The following is an 18,832-nucleotide window of genomic DNA, read 5'->3' on the forward strand; positions in this document are numbered from 1 at the left end:
GGGTGCATGCTGCGAGGCCAGGCGGGCGGTCGCGCATCGATACACCGATGGCGCGCGCCAACCGACCGTGCATTCTGCCCACGCGTTAGCTTGATGGCTTTAAGAATTGACTTAGTTTATCGCGCACGGACCGGGATGCCGAGAGCAGTCCGGCATAGAGGGCTGGGTCGTAGTGTTTCAAGGAGCTGATTTGACGTGCGGCAAGGCGCTCGATGAGTGCTTCGGCAGTGAGGCCGGCGGGGTCGAGTGTGTCGCTGGCGGTCGCCATCATCCAGAGCGAGCCATAGAGCGGGACGAAGGTGTTCATTGTGCGCACGATGGCGAAGCTGTCGCGTAAATCGTTGAGCAGGCCGGCGACGCGTTCCGTGTGGAAATAGGGAGAACCGAGATGCAGCGAGAGTGCGGCGGTCGGGCTCATGACGCGCTTGAGCTGCATGTAGAAGTCGGGCGTGTAGAGGCCTGAAGCGGGCGAGTCCGGCGGTGTCAGGTCGAAGACGACGAGATCAAACGGCGTTGTGGTTGTGGCGGCCCCGGCGACGAAATCCGCGGCATCGCCGATTACGAGTTCGACCCGCGGATCATCGAAAGCGCCACCGTGCACTTCTGGCAGATACTCGCGGGTCAGGCGCACGACGTCGGCATCGAGCTCTGCTACTACGATCCGCTCGATGCCCGGGTGCTTCAGCAATTGCCGCGCGGCACCACCATCGCCGCCACCGAGCACCAGCGCTGCTTTCGGCGATGGATGCGCCAGCGCGGCCGGATGCACCATGCATTCGTGGTAGATGAATTCGTCACCGGTGGAGGTCATCGGGCGGCCGTCGAGCGTAAACAGGCGGCCCAACTGCGGCGTGTCCCACACCTCGATCCGCTGGTAGGGCGAATCGACGCGCGCAAGCCGGCGCGCGTTCGGAAATCCGTAGACGGCGTCGGCGGTGGGGTGGAACAGCAGGGGAGCGCTCACGGATGGCGGGCTCCGATGGGAGCGCGGTGGGTTGGTGTCGCTCAATTGTAAAGGCGCAGGCGTGGCGCGGGCCCGGCCCGCGTGCGGAACCAGCCTGAAACCAGGCCGCCAGGCGGCTTTGCGCGAGGGGGGCCGGTCAACGTTCTGTTAGAATGTCACGCTTTCAGCCTTGTCCGTTTGCTCTGCCCGTTTCGCGTCTCCTGGCGCCGCACCGTGCGCCGAAGTGGACTGGCATTCGAGCATCCGGGCCTCAAGCGCGCACCGCCTTCTGACTCTGTCTCCGGACTCGACATGACGACCCCGTCTCCCGCACACACTTCCCTGATGGCCAACGCAATCCGCGCGTTGTCCATGGACGCCGTTCAAAAAGCGAATTCCGGCCACCCCGGCATGCCGATGGGCATGGCCGAAATCGGTGTGGCTTTGTGGTCGCGCCATCTGCGTCACAACCCGAAGAACCCGCAATGGGCCGATCGCGACCGTTTCGTGCTGTCGAACGGCCACGGCTCGATGCTGCTGTACTCGCTGCTGCATCTGACCGGCTACGACCTGCCGATGGAAGAGCTGAAAAACTTCCGTCAAATGCATTCAAAGACGCCGGGTCACCCGGAATACGGCATCACGCCGGGCGTCGAAACGACCACCGGCCCGCTCGGCCAGGGTCTGGCCAACGCAGTCGGCATGGCGCTCGCCGAATCGCTGCTTGCCACCGAATTCAATAAGGCTGACGCGACGATCGTCGACCACCACACGTACGTGTTCGTCGGCGACGGCTGCCTGATGGAAGGCATCTCGCACGAAGCCTGCTCGCTCGCTGGTGTGCTGAAGCTGAACAAGCTGATCGCGTTCTACGACGACAACGGCATCTCGATCGACGGCGAAGTGGTTCACTGGTTCCACGACGACACGCCGAAGCGCTTCGAAGCGTACGGCTGGAACGTGATCCCGAACGTGGTCGGCCATGACGTCGACGCGGTGGATGCGGCAATCAAGCAGGCCAAACTGTCGGACAAGCCGACGCTGATCTGCTGCAAGACCGTGATCGGCGAAGGCGCGCCGACCAAGTCGGGCAGCCACGATTCGCACGGCTCGCCGCTCGGCGACAAGGAAATCGCGGCCACGCGCGAAGCGATCGGCTGGAAGTGGGAGCCGTTCGTGATCCCGCAGGAAGTCTACGCAGCGTGGGACGCAACGGAAGCCGGCGCACGCAACGAATCCGAGTGGGACAAGGCGTTTGCAGCATACGCAGCCAAATACCCGCAGGAAGCCGCTGAATTCAAGCGCCGCGACGCGAAGCAATTGCCCGCGGACTGGAAGGAAAAGGCCAAGGCGATCATCGCCGGCGCGAACGAACGCAAGGAAACCATCGCGACGCGTAAGGCATCGCAACAGGCTATCGAAGGTTTGTCGGCTGCATTGCCGGAACTGCTCGGTGGCTCCGCTGACCTGACCGGCTCGAACCTCACCAACTGGAAGGCCGCCAAGCCGGTGCGTGTGAACGCCGAAGGCCAGGCTGCCGGCAATTACGTGAACTACGGCGTGCGCGAATTCGGTATGAGCGCCGCGATCAACGGTATCGCGCTGCATGGCGGCTTCAAGGCCTTCGGCGGCACGTTCCTGACGTTCTCGGACTACAGCCGCAACGCACTGCGCGTCGCCGCGCTGATGAAGTCGCCGTCGATCTTCGTGTTCACGCACGACTCGATCGGTCTGGGCGAAGATGGCCCGACCCACCAGTCGATCGAACACGTCGCAAGCCTGCGTCTGATCCCGAATCTGCAAGTGTGGCGCCCGGCCGATACGGTCGAAACGGCGGTGGCCTGGACCCACGCGGTTGAGCATCATGGCCCGTCGTGCCTGATCTTCAGCCGTCAGAACCTGCCGTTCTCGGAGCGTACTGACGCGCAGATCGCCAACATCGAAAAGGGCGGTTACGTGCTGCGCGACTGGAACGACGAGATCGTCGCGCGCAAGGTCATCCTGATCGCCACCGGGTCGGAAATCGAACTGGCGTTGAACGCAGTTGAGCCGCTGGCTCGCGAAGGCATCGCGGCACGCGTCGTGTCGATGCCGTCGACCACCGTGTTCGACAAGCAGGACGCCGAGTACCGTGAACGCGTGCTGCCGAAGGGCGTGCGCCGCGTCGCGATCGAAGCGGGCGTGACAGATTTCTGGCGCAAGTACGTGGGTCTGGAAGGCGGCGTGGTCGGCATCGACACGTTCGGCGAATCGGCCCCGGCTGGCGTGCTGTTCAAGCATTTCGGCTTCACCGTCGAGAACGTGGTAGAGACGGCCAAAGCCGCACTCGGCTGACCTTCGGTAAGCGCAGCCGCGTGCACCCCACGCGCGGTTGCGCCGCAAGGGCAGACGAACATGGAAGATTTTTTTCAGCCATCAGGAGATAGATCATGACGATTCGCGTCGCAATCAACGGCTACGGCCGGATCGGCCGCAACACGCTGCGCGCCTTCTATGAAAACGGCAAGAAGCACGATATCGAAATCGTCGCCATCAACGATCTTGGCGATGCCAAGACCAACGCTCACCTGACGCAATACGACACGGCGCACGGCAAGTTCCCGGGCGAAGTGTCGGTGGACGGCGACTACCTGGTCGTCAACGGCGACAAGATCCGCGTGCTGGCTAACCGCAACCCGGCAGAACTGCCGTGGGGCGAGCTGAACGTCGACGTCGTGATGGAGTGCACGGGCTTTTTCACGACCAAGGAAAAGGCCAGCGCGCACATCAAGGGCGGCGCAAAGAAGGTCATCATCTCGGCGCCGGGCGGTAAGGACGTCGACGCAACGATCGTCTACGGTGTGAACCACAACGTGCTGAAGGCATCGGACACGGTGATCTCGAACGCATCGTGCACGACTAACTGCCTGGCACCGCTCGTCAAGCCGCTGAACGACAAGATTGGCCTCGTGAACGGTCTGATGACCACGATCCACGCTTACACGAACGACCAGGTTCTGACGGACGTGTATCACGAAGACCTGCGCCGCGCGCGTTCGGCCACGCACAGCCAGATCCCGACCAAGACCGGTGCCGCATCGGCAGTGGGTCTCGTGCTGCCGGAACTGAACGGCAAGCTGGACGGCTACGCGATTCGCGTCCCGACGATCAACGTGTCGGTCGTCGACCTGTCGTTCATCGCTGCACGCGACACGACGGTCGAAGAAGTCAACGCGATCATGAAGGAAGCGTCGGAAGGCTCGCTGAAGGGCATTCTCGGTTACAACGACGCACCGCTGGTCTCGATCGACTTCAACCACAACCCGGCTTCGTCGACGTTCGACGCAACGCTGACCAAGGTGTCGGGCCGTCTGGTGAAGGTGTCGAGCTGGTACGACAACGAGTGGGGCTTCTCGAACCGCATGCTGGACACGGCCGTGGCGCTGGCCAACGCGAAGTAAGCTTGTTCTAGCTTCGTGTGCCTTTGCTGCCGGCCTTGGGTCGGTGGCGGGGTAACGTAAAAAAAGCCGCTCTTCGGAGCGGCTTTTTTACGTCTGCGTTTTTATGTCATCGGAATCGGGAAATAAACGCCGGCGCGCTGCGCGGCGTTCGAGATGTGCGTTTCGATCGCCTTGCCGGCCGCCGCAGAATCCCGCGCCTTAAGCGCATCGAGAATCGCCCGATGTTCGGTGTACGTGGACAGCACCAGTTCGCGCCGATAAAACGGCATCCGCTGGCTTTCCTTCATGATGTCCGCGGCACTGCTCAGAATCGACTCGATCGCCGCGTTGCCGGCAATGCTCACGATGCGCATATGGAAGTCGTAGTCGAGGCGGGCGGCTTCGTCGAGTTCGTCGCAGGCGAGCGCCGTCTGCATGGCCGCGATGTTGTCTTCGAACCAGGCGAGGTCGGAATCGCTGACGGCCAGCGCCGCCATGCGCGCGATAAAGCCTTCCAGTGCGAAACGCATCTGGTAGGTATCCGGCAGCGACGACTGCTCCGCGAAGCGCCACGGTTGCGCGGCCGCGGCCTGCGAGCGTTCCACATACACGCCCTTACCGGGGCGGATCATCAGCAGACCGAGCGCCTCAAGCGTCGAGAGCGCCTCGCGCAGTGAGGCGCGGCTGATCGCCAGTTCCTCGGAGAGCTGACGTTGCGCCGGCAGCAAACTGCCCACCGGATAGACGCCCGCTTCGATCCGTTCGCGGATGGTCGCGATGGCGGCATCGGTGACGGTATGCGGAACGTTTTTCATCGTGGCTCACTTTGGGTGCGCGGTCTGACCAGCATTGTAATACGCGTTCTGAACGCTCGTACGGATAGCTGTCTGAGACGTGCAATCAGGCCAGGAAATGCTCAGAAGACAGCGGGTAAACGCTATTTAATGAATCCTTGACGCCAGTATATCGGCTTCCTACTATTCGCCATAACAGCACTGGTCGGACCAGTCTGAACAGATGTGAATCCTAATCAGGAGGAAGCCGTGTTGAAGTTCTTCAATTCACTGTTTGGCCGGGTCGTCATAGCGCTGGTGGCGGGCATTGTGATCGGCGCCGTGTTCCCGCATTTCGCCCAAACGCTGCGCCCGCTTGGCGACGGCTTTCTCAAGCTGATCAAGATGGTGATCGGCCCGATCGTCTTCTGCGTGGTGGTGAGCGGCATGGCGCATGCCGGCGATCTGCGCAAAGTCGGCCGCGTCGGGCTGAAAGCGGTGATCTATTTCGAGGTCATGACGACGATTGCGCTGGTGATCGGCGCGGTGCTGGCCTACGCAACGCGGCCTGGCGTCGGCATGAACATCAATCTGCATTCGCTTGATCCCGCTTCGCTGTCGACCTATACCGAGCACGCGAAAAGCCTCAAGGACACGGCCGGCTTCCTGCTGAAGATCATCCCCGACACGGCGATCAATGCGTTCGCGACCGGCGATATCCTGCAAATCCTCGTGTTTTCGGTGCTGTTCGGCTCGGCGCTGTCGTTGCTGGGCAATAAGGCGCAGCGCGTCAGCAGCCTGATCGACGAGCTTTCGCAGGTGTTCTTCCGCGTGATGGGCTTCATCATCAAGCTCGCGCCGCTCGGCGTGCTCGGCGCTATTGCCTTCACGACCGGCACCTATGGCGTGGAGTCGCTCAAGCAACTCGGCATGCTGGTGCTGGTGTTCTACGCGAGCTGCTTCGTGTTCGTCGCGGTCGTGCTGGGCGTGGTGATGCGTCTGGCCGGCTTCAGCATCTTCAAGCTGATCCGCTATCTGCGCGAGGAGCTTTCGATCGTGCTGGGTACCGCCTCTTCAGATGCCGTGCTGCCGCAGATCATGCGCAAGCTCGAATGGATGGGCGTCAAGGATTCGACCGTCGGGCTAGTCATTCCGACCGGTTACTCCTTCAATCTGGACGGCTTCTCCATCTATCTGACGCTTGCGGTGATTTTCATCGCGCAGGCTACCAACACGCCGTTGTCGATCCATGACCTGATCGTGGTGGTGCTGGTGTCGCTGGTGACGTCGAAGGGCGCGCACGGCATTCCCGGCTCGGCCATCGTGATTCTGGCCGCGACGCTGTCCGCAATTCCGGCGATCCCCGTCCTCGGCCTCGTGCTGATTTTGCCGGTCGACTGGTTCGTCGGCATTGCCCGTGCGTTGACCAACCTGATCGGCAATTGCGTCGCGACGGTGGTGGTCGCCGTGTGGGAAAACGATATCGACCGGGCGCGCGCCCATCGTGTGTTAAACCGCGACGCAGCGCTGCGCTATGTGCCTGCGGGCGAAGACTCAGCCGTCGAGCAGGCCGCCGGCGAACATGTACCGGCCGTGTGACCGAGTGGGATTAGGCCGCCCTTTGGCCTGATCTATCGCTACTCATCAGCGCGCCAACGCAGCGCGCGTTCTACCCCGGCGGATGGGCTGACTCCGCTGGCTTTCCCTTACTTTTCGTTGCCTGACTGAGACTATGGCCAATCCGATCCTCGACCCCAACGCTCCCGCTTTCACCCGTCGCTACATGAACCTCGCCGACCCGCGTCTGGGTGCGCAGGCGCTCCACGCGAGCGACGAATTCTTCGCCCCGAAAGAACGTATGCTCGAGCCGCAACCGGCAGTGTTCATCCCCGGCAAGTACGACGAACACGGCAAATGGATGGATGGCTGGGAAACGCGCCGTAAGCGCACCACCGGCCACGACTATTGCGTGATCCGGCTCGCGCGGCCGGGCGTCGTCTACGGCGTCGATCTGGACACGAGCCACTTCACCGGCAACTTTCCGCCGGCCGCGTCGATCGATGCCTGCTACGTGGACGGCGACGTTCCGCCCGACAACGCCGACTGGCAAACGCTCGTGCCGGCCACCACGCTGCAGGGCAACCATCACCACTACGTCGAAGTGAACGACACCCGCGCCTTCACCCATCTGCGCGTGAATCTGTATCCGGACGGCGGTCTCGCGCGTTTGCGCGTGTATGGCCAGCCGAAGCGCGACTGGGAGCGTGTCGAGCGCGGCACGCTGCTGGATCTGGCCGCGATCGAAAATGGCGCGTACCTGGTCGCCGCGAACAACCAGCATTTCGGGCCTGCCTCGCAGATGCTGATGCCGGGTCGCGGCGTCAATATGGGCGACGGCTGGGAAACGCGACGCCGTCGCGAACCGGGCAACGACTGGGCGATCGTCGCGTTCGCACGCCCCGGTGTGATTCGCAAGATCGAAGTCGATACGGCGCACTTCAAGGGCAATTACCCTGATCGCTGTTCGCTGCAGGCGGCTTCGGTCGCGGGCGGCACGGACGATTCGCTGGTCACGCAGGCGATGTTCTGGCCGGTGTTGCTCGGCGAACAGAAACTGCAGATGGACCACGTGCACACGTTCGCGGACGACATCGCCTCGCTCGGCCCGGTGACGCATGTTCGTTTCAATATCTTTCCGGACGGCGGCGTATCGCGTCTGCGCTTGTGGGGCGAGATCGCCTAACGGAGTTGCGTCGATGAAAACCTTGCATGTGGAACGCCTGACGCGCGCGGCCTTTGCGCCGTTCGGCGACGTCATCGAACTGGATGGCGCGCGCCATTTCCCGATCAACGGCGGCACGACCGAGCGCTATCACGACCTCGCAAACGTCGACGTGACGGAGCACGGCGGGCGGCCGCTGATCAACCTGTTTCGGGCGCAGCCGCGCGCGCTGCCGATCGAAATCACGATGATGGAGCGGCATCCGCTGGGCAGTCAGGCTTTCATTCCCTTAACGGCACGGCGCTATCTGGTGGTCGTCGCGCCGGCGGGCGAGCTCGATCCGGCGCGGATGCGAGCGTTCTGGAGCAACGGCTGGCAGGGCGTAAATTATGCGAAAGGTGTTTGGCACCATCCGCTGCTGGCGCTCGATCAGGTGAGCGATTTCGTGGTGGTGGATCGTGGCGGCGAGCAGCCCAACTGCGATGAATTGTCGTTGGCCGAGCCGTGGCGACTGCTGTTCGAAGCGAGTGTCGAGTTGGCGGAATAGGCTGGAATCGCAGCGCCTCACACGTAAAAAAACCCGGTCGATTTTTCATCGACCGGGTTTTTCTGTTGCCCACCGGACCGCGCACCCCCGGCGCGGCCGGCATCTCAAGCATTCAACCTCAATGCTTGCGATGAGGGCAATTCTCCTTGGTACACGCGCCGTACAGCGCCAGCGCGTGTTCCTGCAGCTTGAAGCCGCGTTCCTTCGCGATGGATTGCTGGCGGCTTTCGATTTCGGAGTCGAAAAACTCTTCGACGAGCCCGCAGTCGAGGCAAACGAGGTGGTCGTGATGCGACCCTTCGTTCAGCTCGAACACGGCTTTGCCCGATTCGAAATTGCTGCGCGACAGCAGGCCTGCCTGCTCGAACTGCGTCAGCACCCGATACACGGTTGCGAGACCGATATCGAGCTCTTCGTGCAGCAGATTGCGGTACACGTCTTCTGCAGTCAGATGGCGCACTGGGCTATGCTGGAAAATCTCAAGGATTTTGAGGCGCGGAAGGGTCGCCTTGAGCCCGATATTCTTGAGATCGGTTGGATTGGTCATGACAAGGGATCCCTAGAGTACAATGCTGGGCTCTCATAGTAATGTGTTTTTGCCGTTCTGGTCATCTTCGATGGAATGAAACTCGCGCGGCTCGTCAGCGGGCCCGCACGGTGAGTGAAATGATTTCAAAATCTCAATTGATCTACCGGGGGAGCCGCATGCGGGGTACCTTGATCGCTGTTGCGACTGTCGCGGTTCTTGCCGGATGTTCCACCTACGACAGCTTGACGCAGCGCGTTGCCCAAAGCATTACCCCGTACCGTATTACGGTGGTGCAAGGCAATTTCGTCTCGAAAGAAGCGGCTGCGCAGATGCAGGTCGGCATGTCGCGCGCGCAGGTGAAGCAGTTGCTCGGCACGCCGCTGTTGACCGACATGTTCCACGCGGACCGCTGGGACTACGTGTTCTATTTCAAGCGCGGCTCGACTAACGTCGTGCAGCAGCGCGACTTCGTGATCCTGTTCGCGGGCGACCGCGTCGCCAGCTGGACGGGCGGCGAAGATCTGCCTTCCAACCTCGAGTTGCTGGCGGAAATCGACGGCGACAAGCTCGGTAAGAAAAAGGCCGCGGTGCCGAACGTGGCAAGCGCTGCGACTGGCGCCAGCGCGCCGGTGGCTACTGCGCCGGCTGCTGTGGACACCACGCGCTCGCCGTCGGTCGATGGCGCCGCCGCTGTGGTCGTGCCGTCCACGGACGCCAACGCCGAAGCCGCGCAAGCCGCCAATCGCCTGACCAATGCAGTGCAGTCGCCGACTGGCAATACGCAGTCGTCGGTACGCTCTACCGCGCCGACCGCCAATGGTGGTGGTATTCCGTCGCAAGGCCCAACGGCCGCCGGGCAGCCGCAGTTCCAGTTCCATCGTCCGCCGCCGCCGCAGGTTCCGGGTACGCAGGACAATCCGGTGGGACCGACGGGCCCGCAAAGCAATAACGGCGGCCCGACGTTGAACGCGCCGCTGACAGCTTCTCCCGCTTCGTCCGCATCTTCGGGAACGGGCGGCTAAGCACGCTGTCCTTCTCTTTGGACGGTTAAGACGGGCGCTGCGTCGGAATGTACCGTGCGCAACGCCCGTCAGTCGTTCTGCTGTACCTTTTATGTGCGGCGCCCTGGCGTGCTGCCGGCCGCCGCGTTTGGCGGGTTTTGCCGCGTTTTACCCCTTTCGAACCCTCGTAGCCATGAAAATTGCCATTGCTGGCGCATCGGGCCGTATGGGCCGGATGCTCATCGAAACCGTCCTCAATGATTCTGACGCCACGCTGTCCGGCGCGCTCGACCGTGCGGGCTCCCCGCAACTCGGTCAGGACGCCGGTGCGTTTCTCGGCAAACAGACTGGCGTGTTGCTGACGGACGACGTCGAGCGCGTGTTCGCGGAATCCGACTACCTGATCGACTTCACGCGCCCCGAAGGCACGCTGATGCATCTGGAAGCCGCGCAGCGCCACAACGTCAAAATGGTGATCGGCACGACCGGTTTCGACAACGAACAGAAAGCGCAACTGCGCGCCGCGGCAGACAAGATCGCCATCATGTTCTCGTCGAACATGAGCGTGGGCGTCAACGTCACACTAAAGCTGCTCGAATACGCCGCGAAGCATTTCGCGACCGGCTACGACATCGAAATCATCGAGGCGCATCACCGCCACAAGGTCGACGCGCCGTCCGGCACGGCGCTGACTATGGGCGAAGTGATCGCCCACGCGCTCGGCCGCAATCTCGACGACTGCGCGGTCTACAGCCGCGAAGGTGTGACCGGCGAACGCGATCCGTCCACGATCGGTTTTTCGGCAATTCGCGGTGGTGATATCGTCGGCGACCATACGGTGCTGTTTGCCGGCATCGGCGAGCGCATCGAAATCACGCACAAATCGGCGAGCCGGCTGTCATATGCGCAAGGCGCGCTTCGTGCTGTACGCTTCCTCGGAGGCCACAAGAACGGCTTCTTCGACATGCAGGACGTGCTCGGCCTGCGCTGAGCATCCACGGGGCCCGTGCAGGGTCCCGTTACGCCCCCTGTAGTCACTTTTCGACAGCGAGGTCAGATGGCAGGCAGCAGCGGCATCATCCATTACCTGGAAACCAGCGACGCGATCACGCATGGCGTCGCGTACGTGTTGCTGGCTATGTCGATTGCGAGCTGGTGCTTTCTGATCGTCAAAAGCTGGATACTCACCCGCGCCAAACGTCAGGCCACGCCGGCGATTGCGCAGTTCTGGCAGGCGTCGACGCTATCGGACGGCGTCGCCGCAATGAGGCGTGCGGACCGTGAACGCGTCTTCACGCCGCTCGCCGAGGCCGCGCTGCATGCCGCCGAAGTGGACATTCCTGGCGTGCTGCTTGCCCGCGTCGAACGTGGCGAGCGGGTGTTGAGAGCGCTGCGTCAGGCCCTCAACGCGTCGCAGCGGCGGCTCGAGTTCGGCCAGGTGCTGCTGGCCTCGGTGGGCAGCACGGCGCCGTTCGTCGGCCTGCTTGGCACGGTTTGGGGCATCTATCACGCGCTCGGCAGCATCGCGGCGAGCGGTCAGGCGCAGATCGAAAATGTCGCCGGACCGGTCGGCGAGGCGCTGATCATGACGGCTTTCGGCCTCGTGGTGGCGATCCCGGCGGTGCTCGCCTATAACGTGCTCGGGCGGATGGTGCGGCAGTTGTCGGAGGAACTCGACGGCTTCGCGCACGATCTTCACGCCTATGTGTGCGCGCCGGCGGATCAGCCCCGGCCCCACCCGCAGCCTCAGCAAGCCCACGCCGGGACGCACTAGGCGCACCGCCGCGACTGGAAGACTCAAGGAGGCGACATGGCATTCGGCGGACTCGAGAAAAAGCAGGCGGCCGCGCCGATGGCCGAGATCAACATGACACCGTTGATCGACGTGATGCTCGTGCTGCTGGTGATTTTTATCATTACCGCGCCTTTATTCACGCACGCGATCCGGCTCGATTTGCCCAAAGTCGCGGCCGCGCCCGCGCGGCAGACGCCGCAAACCATTTCTCTTTCAATCGATGCCGCCGGCAAGCTGTACTGGAACGGCACCGTCATTACGCTGCAGCAGATGCGCGCGCAATTCATGGCAGCGGGCAAAGCCGCGCAGGCCGACCAGCCGGAAATCCATCTGAGCGCCGAGCGCTCGACGCGCTACGAGGTGATCGCACAGGTGATGGGCGCAGCGCAGCAGGCCGGGCTCGAGCGGATCGGTTTCGTGACGGACCCGCCGCCGCCGGGCGCGGCGCAGTAGCGGCGCCAGCGGCACCGCGCCCGCTCAGGCGCAACCCCGTCGAACCCGCGCGCCATGCCACGCGGCGCACCCGTCCGCGAACGGTATAATCAGCCCTTTCCCCTGCAGAAGGGGAAACGATGCCATTTCATCCAGCAGAGCACCAGGCCCGGTGCGAAAGCACCGAACCCAGCGATTCCATCACACCATGCACGAAAAATACGTTCCCTCCGACGTCGAAGCCGCCGCGCAAGGGCAATGGCGCGCCATCGACGCGTATAAGACGTCGGAAACCACCGACAAACCCAAGTTCTATTGCGTCTCGATGTTGCCGTACCCGTCGGGCAAGCTGCACATGGGCCACGTGCGGAACTACACGATCAACGACGTGATGTACCGCTATCTGCGGATGAATGGCTACAACGTGCTGATGCCGATGGGTTGGGACGCGTTCGGCATGCCGGCGGAAAACGCCGCGATGGCGAACAACGTACCGCCGGCGAAGTGGACCTACGACAACATCGCTTACATGAAGAAGCAGATGCAGTCGATGGGCCTTGCGATCGACTGGTCGCGCGAAGTTGCCACCTGCAGCCCCGATTACTACAAGTGGAACCAGTGGCTGTTCCTGAAGATGCTCGAAAAGGGCATCGCTTACAAAAAAACCGGCACCGTCAACTGGGACCCGGTCGATCAGACCGTGCTCGCCAATGAGCAGGTGATCGACGGCCGCGGCTGGCGTTCGGGTGCGCTGATCGAAAAGCGCGAAATTCCGATGTACTACATGCGCATCACGCAGTACGCGGATGAGCTGCTGAACGACCTCGAAGGCCTCGGCTGGCCCGAGCGCGTCAAGATCATGCAGCAGAACTGGATCGGCAAGAGCTTCGGCGTGAACTTCGGTTTCCCGTATGAAATCGACGGCGAACAGAAGCTGCTGCGCGTGTTCACCACGCGTGCCGACACGATCATGGGCGTGACCTTCTGCGCGGTCGCCGCCGAGCATCCGCTCGCCACGCGTCTCGCGCAAGACAAGCCGGAACTGCAGGCCTTCATCGAGGAATGCAAGCGCGGCGGCGTCGCTGAAGCCGACATGGCGACGATGGAAAAGAAGGGCATGGCCACCGGCTTCTACGTCACGCATCCGCTGACGCAGGAACAGGTCGAAGTGTGGATCGGCAACTACGTGCTGATGAGCTACGGCGAAGGCGCGGTGATGGGCGTGCCTTCGCACGACGAACGCGACTTCGCGTTCGCGAAGAAATACGACCTGCCGATCAAGCAGGTGGTCGCCATTGAAGGCAAGGAATATTCGACTGACGCCTGGCAGGAATGGTATGGCGAGAAGGACGGCGGCGTCTGCATCAACAGCGGCAAGTACGACGGGCTCAACTACAAGGAAGCGGTTGACGCGATCGCCGCCGATCTGAAAGAACTCGGCCTCGGCGACAAACAGATCACGTGGCGTCTGCGTGACTGGGGTGTGTCGCGCCAGCGTTACTGGGGCACGCCGATTCCGATCATCCACTGCCCGACCTGCGGCGACGTGCCGGTGCCGGAAAAAGATCTGCCGGTGGTGCTGCCGGAAGACCTCGTGCCGGACGGCACGGGCAATCCGCTCGCGAAGTCGGAAGCGTTTGTGAACTGCACCTGCCCGACCTGCGGCGGCGCGGCCAAGCGCGAAACCGACACGATGGACACCTTCGTCGATTCGTCCTGGTACTTCTACCGCTACGCGGCGCCGGACGCGAAGACCATGGTCGACGAGCGCACCGATTACTGGGCGCCGATGGATCAGTACATCGGCGGCATCGAGCACGCGATTCTGCACCTCTTGTACTCGCGCTTCTGGGCGAAGGTGATGCGCGACATGGGCCTGATCGAGTTCGGCGAGCCGGCCAAGAACCTGCTGACGCAGGGCATGGTGCTCAACGAAACGTACTACCGCGAAAACGAAGCGGGTAAGAAGACCTGGTACAACCCGGCTGACGTCACCGTCTCGTTCGACGACAAGGGCCGCCCGGTCGGCGCTGTGCTGAATTCGGACGGCCAACCGGTGGTACTCGGCGGCGTCGAGAAGATGTCGAAGTCGAAGAACAACGGCGTCGATCCGCAATTGCTGATCGATCAGCACGGTGCGGACACCGCACGTCTGTTCGTGATGTTCGCCGCACCGCCCGAACAGCAGCTCGAATGGTCGGGTTCGGGCGTGGAAGGCGCGAGCCGCTTCCTGCGCCGCGTGTGGAGCTTTGGTCACGCGAACGAAGCGGCGCTGCGCGCCGGCGGCAAGTTCGACGTCGCGCAACTCGGCGAAGTCGACAAGGTGCTGCGCCGCGAGATCTACAGCGTGCTGAAGCAGGCCGACTTCGACTATCAGCGTTTGCAGTACAACACGGTGGTGTCGGCGGCGATGAAGATGCTCAACGCGCTGGATAGCGCGAAGGGCGCGCAACCGGCAGTGCTGCGCGAGACTTACAGCGTGATGCTGCGCGTGCTGTACCCGGTCGTGCCGCATCAGACGTTCCAGTTGTGGCAGGAACTCGGTTATGCCGACGAATTCGGCTCGCTGCTCGACGCAGCATGGCCGAAGGTCGACGAACAGGCGCTCGAACAGGCCGAAATCGAACTCGTGCTGCAGGTGAACGGCAAGGTGCGCGGTGCGCTCACGGTGTCGAAAGATGCGACACGTGAAGCGATCGAACAGCTTGCCGCTGCGCACGAGGCGGTCGAGAAGTTCAGTGAAGGCAAGGCACCGAAGAAGATCGTCGTGGTGCCGGGCCGTCTCGTGAACGTGGTCGTTTGACAGTCCACCGAAACATGACAGCTGGCGAGACGCCGCCGCTCACGGCGGCGCAAGTCCCGCGCCACGGAATTTACTGCGAACCAGGAGCCAATGTGACTCGCAGATCGTTATTGACGCTGGTGTGCAGCGTGCTGATGTTGTCCGCTTGCGGCTTCCAGTTGCGCGGCCAGCAGGACTACGCATTCAAACGACTCTTTATCTCCGGCGGTTCGGCAGCAGCCGGCGCGCGGCTCACGCGTATCGTGCAGGGCGGAAGCGACACGGTGGTGGTCACTTCGGTCGCGAATGCCGATGCAACGCTGCAGATCACCGAAGGCCGCGGCATCAATACGCTGACGCTGAACACGCTTGGTGTCGTCGAAGAATATGCGATGAATCTCTCGATGAACTACACGCTGATCGGCAAGGACGGTACGGTGCTGATTCCGCCGAGCGTGATCGCGTTGAACCGCGCGATGACCTATAGCGACCAGTTCTCGCAGGCCAAGGCTGCGGAATCCGACCTTCTGTTCGCGGACATGGAAAACGATGCGATCGACCAGTTGTCGCGCCGTCTGTCGATGGTGCGCTCGCTGCATCCGGCGCCGGGTGAGCAGGTGCCGGGAATTGCGCCGCGTGCGCCGTTGCCGCCGCCGCCGCTGTGAGCGGTGTGCTGTGTCTTTGTTTAATGTACTGCGCTCGCTCATTCACTTGTTCAACCTCGCCGATCGGTAGCCATGCAACTGCGACTTGACGCGCTCGAAGCGCATCTCGCGAAGGGACTCGCCGGACTGTACGTCGTGTACGGCGACGAGCACCTGCTCGCGCAGGAGGCGTGCGACCGGATTCGGGCGACGGCGCGTGCAGCCGGTTTTACCGATCGCTCGGTGTTCACCGTCGAGCGTGGGTTCGACTGGAGTTCGCTGCTGGGCGCGAGTCAGTCGATGTCGCTGTTCGGCGACCGTCAACTGGTCGAGTTGCGCATTCCGTCGGGCAAGCCCGGCAAGGAAGGCGCGGATGCGCTGAAAGCGCTCGCTGCTGCTGTGAACGACGACGTGTTGACGATGATCACGTTGCCGCGGCTCGATGCGGCCACGCAAAAGTCCGCGTGGTTCACCGCGCTGTCCGATGCTGGTGTTGCGTTGAAAATCGATCCTGTCGAGCGCGCGCAGTTGCCGAATTGGGTCGGCCAGCGACTCGCGGCTCAGGGTCAGCGGGTTGTTGCTGGTGAAGAAGGGCGGCGCGCGTTGGCGTTCATTGCCGAGCGTGTGGAGGGCAACCTGCTCGCCGCGCATCAGGAAATCCAGAAGCTCGGGCTGCTGTATCCAGCCGGTTCGTTGAGCTTCGAACAGATTCAGGACGCTGTGCTGAACGTCGCCCGTTATGACGTTTTCAAGCTGAACGAGGCGATGCTGGCGGGCGATGTCGGCCGCTTGTCGCGCATGCTCGACGGCCTGCGCGGCGAAGGCGAGGCAGCCGTGCTGGTGCTGTGGGCGGTGGTCGAAGAAGTGCGCACGTTGTTGCGGATCAAGCGCGGCGTCGCGGCGGGCAAGCCGCTTGCCATGCTGGTGCGCGAGAACCGCGTCTGGGGTCCGCGCGAACGGTTGATTGGCCCGGCACTGTCGCGCGTCACCGAGGGTGCGCTTGAAAAGGCGCTCGCTTTGGCGGCGCGACTGGATCGGCAGGTGAAAGGGTTGTCTGGCGGCACGCCAGGCAATCATCGCAACGATCCGCCGCCCGATCCGTGGGACGGCTTGTTCGAACTGGCGATGACAGTCGCTTCGCCGGCAAAAGCGGCGCCCGTGCCGCCGCTACGACCTCGCTCTGCGGGTGCAGCGCCTGCTCGCAGGCTGGCCTGATCAGGCCCCGCCGGCACGCCTTCTGGTGGCTTGTGGCGGCGAGCAAAGCTCCGCCACCCGACTTACAATCGTTTGATCTTTCGCTAATTCTGCCTGTCCGCCGCACCTCGACGTGCGCGGCGCTATGAGACTCACCATGGATATCGACCAGTACATGACCGACCTCGGCCGCCGCGCCCGCCACGCATCGCGTGCGATGGCGCGGGCGTCGACGGCGGCAAAGAACGCCGCGCTCGTGGCCGTTGCTCACGCGATCGAACGCGATGCCGCGTTGCTGAAGGACGCCAACGCGCGTGACGTTGCCCGTGCCCGCGAGAAAGGGCTCGATGCGGCATTCATCGATCGTTTGACGCTGTCGGACAAGGCACTGAATACGATGGTCGAAGGCTTGCGGCAAGTCGCCGCGCTGGCCGATCCGATTGGCGAGATCAACAATCTGAAGTACCGGCCGAGCGGGATTCAGGTCGGTCAGATGCGCGTGCCGCTCGGTGTGATCGGCATCATCTACGAATCGCGCCCGAACGTGACCATCGACGCGGCCGCGCTGTGTCTGAAGTCAGGCAATGCGACGATTCTGCGCGGCGGCTCGGAAGCGTTGGAGTGCAACACGGCGTTGGCCAAGCTGATCGGTGAAGGGTTGGAAGCCGCCGGTTTGCCGCAGGATGCGGTGCAAGTCGTAGCCACGTCGGACCGCGCCGCGGTTGGCAAGCTGATCACGATGACCGAATACGTCGACGTAATCGTGCCGCGCGGCGGCAAGAGCCTGATCGAGCGGCTGATGAATGAAGCGCGCGTGCCGATGATTAAGCACCTCGACGGCATCTGCCATGTCTATGTCGACGATCGCGCCGATGTGGCGAAGGCGTTGACCGTTTGTGATAACGCCAAGACACACCGCTACGGTACCTGCAACACGATGGAAACGCTGCTGGTGGCGCGTGGCATTGCGGCTGAAGTGCTGCCTCCTTTGGGCAAGCTGTATCGCGACAAGGAAGTCGAACTGCGCGTGGACGCGGCAGCGCGCGCGGTATTGTCGGATGCGGGCGTGGGCCCGCTCGTTGATGCCACCGAAGAAGACTGGCGCACCGAATATCTCGCACCGGTGCTCGCGATCAAGGTGGTGGACGACCTCGATGCGGCCATCGACCACATCAACACCTACAGCTCGCAGCATACCGACGCGATCGTCACCGAAGACCATGACCGCGCGATGAGTTTCCTGCGCGAAGTCGACTCGGCGAGCGTGATGGTCAATGCGTCGACGCGCTTTGCCGATGGCTTCGAATTTGGTTTGGGTGCGGAGATCGGCATCTCGAACGACAAGCTGCATGCGCGTGGGCCGGTGGGGCTGGAAGGGCTGACGTCGTTGAAATACATTGTGCTGGGGCACGGCGAAGGCCGGCAATAACGCGGTTCGCTGCCGACGCACTGTCGTCATCCTTGGGATGGCCCTTGCTTTCCGTTCAGTGCTCGGGTAGCCCCTGTTCATTTCCACGCTGACAAGCAGTACGAGGATCGCTGATGCTTTGGGTAAAAACGTTTCACATCGTTCTGATTGCTTCCTGGTTTGCCGGCCTGTTCTATCTGCCGCGTATCTTCGTCAATCTGGCGATGGAGACGGAGCCCGCCGCCACGGCGCGCCTTCTGACGATGGCGCGCAAGCTGTTCCGCTTCATGACGTTTATCGCGGTGCCGGCGCTCGCTTGCGGTCTGTGGCTGTGGCTCGCGGTCGGTATCGGACGCGGGCAGGGCTGGATTCACGCGAAGGTCGGTGTGGTGGTGTTGCTGATCATTTACCACGCGTACTGCGGCGTGCTGCTGCGGACGTTCGAGCGTGGCGAGAATCGCCGCTCGGATAAGTGGTATCGGATGTTTAATGAACTGCCTGTGCTGGGGATGCTGGCGGCAGTTGCGTTGGTAGTTATTAAGCCGTTTTGAGCGCTTGATACCAAGATATTCGCCTATATTAAGGTCATCAATCTCAAACTCTTGGATCAAAGATCGCAAGAATTTTCCTTCAGAGTATGGCG

Annotated in this window: 17 protein-coding genes; 14 read left to right on the forward strand and 3 right to left on the reverse strand. The window is 62.6% G+C overall.

The window, feature by feature from the left end:
• Positions 1-85: 85 nt before the first annotated feature.
• Positions 86-964 (reverse strand): polyamine aminopropyltransferase, encoded by an 879-nt coding sequence (speE, locus tag KHO30_RS19255; protein WP_211701894.1) that lies wholly within the window; start codon positions 962-964, stop codon positions 86-88.
• 291 nt (positions 965-1,255) lie between these two features.
• On the opposite strand from speE, the gene tkt reads away from it, so the two are divergent.
• On the forward strand, positions 1,256-3,277 hold the full coding sequence (gene tkt, locus KHO30_RS19260) for a transketolase (protein ID WP_093635429.1): 2,022 nt from the start codon (positions 1,256-1,258) through the stop codon (positions 3,275-3,277).
• A gap of 95 nt (positions 3,278-3,372) precedes the next feature.
• Complete coding sequence (gene gap, locus KHO30_RS19265) at positions 3,373-4,383, forward strand: type I glyceraldehyde-3-phosphate dehydrogenase (protein ID WP_063497349.1); 1,011 nt, start codon at positions 3,373-3,375, stop codon at positions 4,381-4,383.
• Between the two features lie 101 nt (positions 4,384-4,484).
• Here gap and KHO30_RS19270 read toward each other — a convergent pair whose 3' ends face one another.
• On the reverse strand, positions 4,485-5,177 hold the full coding sequence (locus KHO30_RS19270; protein WP_211701895.1) for a FadR/GntR family transcriptional regulator: 693 nt from the start codon (positions 5,175-5,177) through the stop codon (positions 4,485-4,487).
• 228 nt (positions 5,178-5,405) lie between these two features.
• On the opposite strand from KHO30_RS19270, the gene KHO30_RS19275 reads away from it, so the two are divergent.
• The 3 genes from KHO30_RS19275 to KHO30_RS19285 all read left to right on the forward strand — a co-directional run bounded on the left by KHO30_RS19275 (position 5,406) and on the right by KHO30_RS19285 (position 8,404).
• Complete coding sequence (locus tag KHO30_RS19275) at positions 5,406-6,734, forward strand: C4-dicarboxylate transporter DctA (protein ID WP_200621383.1); 1,329 nt, start codon at positions 5,406-5,408, stop codon at positions 6,732-6,734.
• A 133-nt stretch (positions 6,735-6,867) separates the two neighbouring features.
• Positions 6,868-7,878, forward strand: coding sequence for an allantoicase (gene alc, locus KHO30_RS19280; RefSeq protein WP_211701896.1), 1,011 nt, complete (start codon positions 6,868-6,870; stop codon positions 7,876-7,878).
• A gap of 13 nt (positions 7,879-7,891) precedes the next feature.
• Positions 7,892-8,404: an ureidoglycolate lyase gene (locus KHO30_RS19285; RefSeq protein WP_211701897.1), complete on the forward strand. Its 513-nt coding sequence runs from the start codon at positions 7,892-7,894 to the stop codon at positions 8,402-8,404.
• 118 nt (positions 8,405-8,522) lie between these two features.
• On the opposite strand, the gene fur is transcribed toward KHO30_RS19285, so the two are convergent.
• Entirely contained in the window at positions 8,523-8,951 is a 429-nt protein-coding gene (fur, locus tag KHO30_RS19290) for a ferric iron uptake transcriptional regulator (RefSeq protein ID WP_012434340.1), read from the reverse strand.
• A 158-nt stretch (positions 8,952-9,109) separates the two neighbouring features.
• Here fur and KHO30_RS19295 point away from each other — a divergent pair, with 158 nt between their 5' ends.
• The 9 genes from KHO30_RS19295 to KHO30_RS19335 all read left to right on the forward strand — a co-directional run bounded on the left by KHO30_RS19295 (position 9,110) and on the right by KHO30_RS19335 (position 18,740).
• A complete protein-coding gene (locus tag KHO30_RS19295) occupies positions 9,110-9,955 on the forward strand; it encodes an outer membrane protein assembly factor BamE (protein ID WP_093635440.1) in 846 nt (281 codons plus the stop codon).
• A 172-nt stretch (positions 9,956-10,127) separates the two neighbouring features.
• Positions 10,128-10,925 (forward strand): 4-hydroxy-tetrahydrodipicolinate reductase, encoded by a 798-nt coding sequence (gene dapB, locus KHO30_RS19300; RefSeq protein ID WP_093635442.1) that lies wholly within the window; start codon positions 10,128-10,130, stop codon positions 10,923-10,925.
• 66 nt (positions 10,926-10,991) lie between these two features.
• On the forward strand, positions 10,992-11,708 hold the full coding sequence (locus KHO30_RS19305; protein WP_093635444.1) for a MotA/TolQ/ExbB proton channel family protein: 717 nt from the start codon (positions 10,992-10,994) through the stop codon (positions 11,706-11,708).
• 36 nt (positions 11,709-11,744) lie between these two features.
• Positions 11,745-12,182, forward strand: a complete 438-nt coding sequence (locus KHO30_RS19310) for an ExbD/TolR family protein (RefSeq protein WP_211701898.1) — start codon at positions 11,745-11,747, stop codon at positions 12,180-12,182.
• A gap of 187 nt (positions 12,183-12,369) precedes the next feature.
• Positions 12,370-14,964 carry a leucine--tRNA ligase gene (gene leuS, locus KHO30_RS19315; RefSeq protein ID WP_211701899.1) on the forward strand — a complete coding sequence of 865 codons (2,595 nt, stop codon included), beginning with the start codon at positions 12,370-12,372 and terminating at the stop codon, positions 14,962-14,964.
• A 92-nt stretch (positions 14,965-15,056) separates the two neighbouring features.
• Positions 15,057-15,608, forward strand: a complete 552-nt coding sequence (locus KHO30_RS19320) for an LPS-assembly lipoprotein LptE (RefSeq protein WP_200650512.1) — start codon at positions 15,057-15,059, stop codon at positions 15,606-15,608.
• A 72-nt stretch (positions 15,609-15,680) separates the two neighbouring features.
• Positions 15,681-16,802, forward strand: a complete 1,122-nt coding sequence (holA, locus tag KHO30_RS19325; protein ID WP_093635452.1) for a DNA polymerase III subunit delta — start codon at positions 15,681-15,683, stop codon at positions 16,800-16,802.
• A gap of 136 nt (positions 16,803-16,938) precedes the next feature.
• Positions 16,939-18,210: a glutamate-5-semialdehyde dehydrogenase gene (locus KHO30_RS19330; RefSeq protein WP_211701900.1), complete on the forward strand. Its 1,272-nt coding sequence runs from the start codon at positions 16,939-16,941 to the stop codon at positions 18,208-18,210.
• Positions 18,211-18,323: 113 nt separating this feature from the next.
• On the forward strand, positions 18,324-18,740 hold the full coding sequence (locus KHO30_RS19335; RefSeq protein WP_054034510.1) for a CopD family protein: 417 nt from the start codon (positions 18,324-18,326) through the stop codon (positions 18,738-18,740).
• The last annotated feature ends 92 nt before the right edge of the window (positions 18,741-18,832 follow it).

This window comes from Paraburkholderia aspalathi (assembly GCF_905220735.1).
Classification (GTDB): Bacteria; Pseudomonadota; Gammaproteobacteria; order Burkholderiales; family Burkholderiaceae; genus Paraburkholderia; species Paraburkholderia aspalathi.

What these genes read in the sequence shown, in the direction of transcription:
- gap (WP_063497349.1), top strand. Translation starts at nt 3,373, where the DNA reads ATGACGATTCGCGTCGCAATCAACGGCTACGGCCGGATCGGCCGCAAC.
- holA (WP_093635452.1), top strand. Translation starts at nt 15,681, where the DNA reads ATGCAACTGCGACTTGACGCGCTCGAAGCGCATCTCGCGAAGGGACTC.
- leuS (WP_211701899.1), top strand. Translation starts at nt 12,370, where the DNA reads ATGCACGAAAAATACGTTCCCTCCGACGTCGAAGCCGCCGCGCAAGGG.
- KHO30_RS19285 (WP_211701897.1), top strand. Translation starts at nt 7,892, where the DNA reads ATGAAAACCTTGCATGTGGAACGCCTGACGCGCGCGGCCTTTGCGCCG.
- KHO30_RS19295 (WP_093635440.1), top strand. Translation starts at nt 9,110, where the DNA reads ATGCGGGGTACCTTGATCGCTGTTGCGACTGTCGCGGTTCTTGCCGGA.
- dapB (WP_093635442.1), top strand. Translation starts at nt 10,128, where the DNA reads ATGAAAATTGCCATTGCTGGCGCATCGGGCCGTATGGGCCGGATGCTC.
- KHO30_RS19305 (WP_093635444.1), top strand. Translation starts at nt 10,992, where the DNA reads ATGGCAGGCAGCAGCGGCATCATCCATTACCTGGAAACCAGCGACGCG.
- tkt (WP_093635429.1), top strand. Translation starts at nt 1,256, where the DNA reads ATGACGACCCCGTCTCCCGCACACACTTCCCTGATGGCCAACGCAATC.
- fur (WP_012434340.1), bottom strand. Translation starts at nt 8,951, where the DNA reads ATGACCAATCCAACCGATCTCAAGAATATCGGGCTCAAGGCGACCCTT.
- KHO30_RS19270 (WP_211701895.1), bottom strand. Translation starts at nt 5,177, where the DNA reads ATGAAAAACGTTCCGCATACCGTCACCGATGCCGCCATCGCGACCATC.
- alc (WP_211701896.1), top strand. Translation starts at nt 6,868, where the DNA reads ATGGCCAATCCGATCCTCGACCCCAACGCTCCCGCTTTCACCCGTCGC.
- KHO30_RS19330 (WP_211701900.1), top strand. Translation starts at nt 16,939, where the DNA reads ATGGATATCGACCAGTACATGACCGACCTCGGCCGCCGCGCCCGCCAC.
- KHO30_RS19310 (WP_211701898.1), top strand. Translation starts at nt 11,745, where the DNA reads ATGGCATTCGGCGGACTCGAGAAAAAGCAGGCGGCCGCGCCGATGGCC.
- KHO30_RS19335 (WP_054034510.1), top strand. Translation starts at nt 18,324, where the DNA reads ATGCTTTGGGTAAAAACGTTTCACATCGTTCTGATTGCTTCCTGGTTT.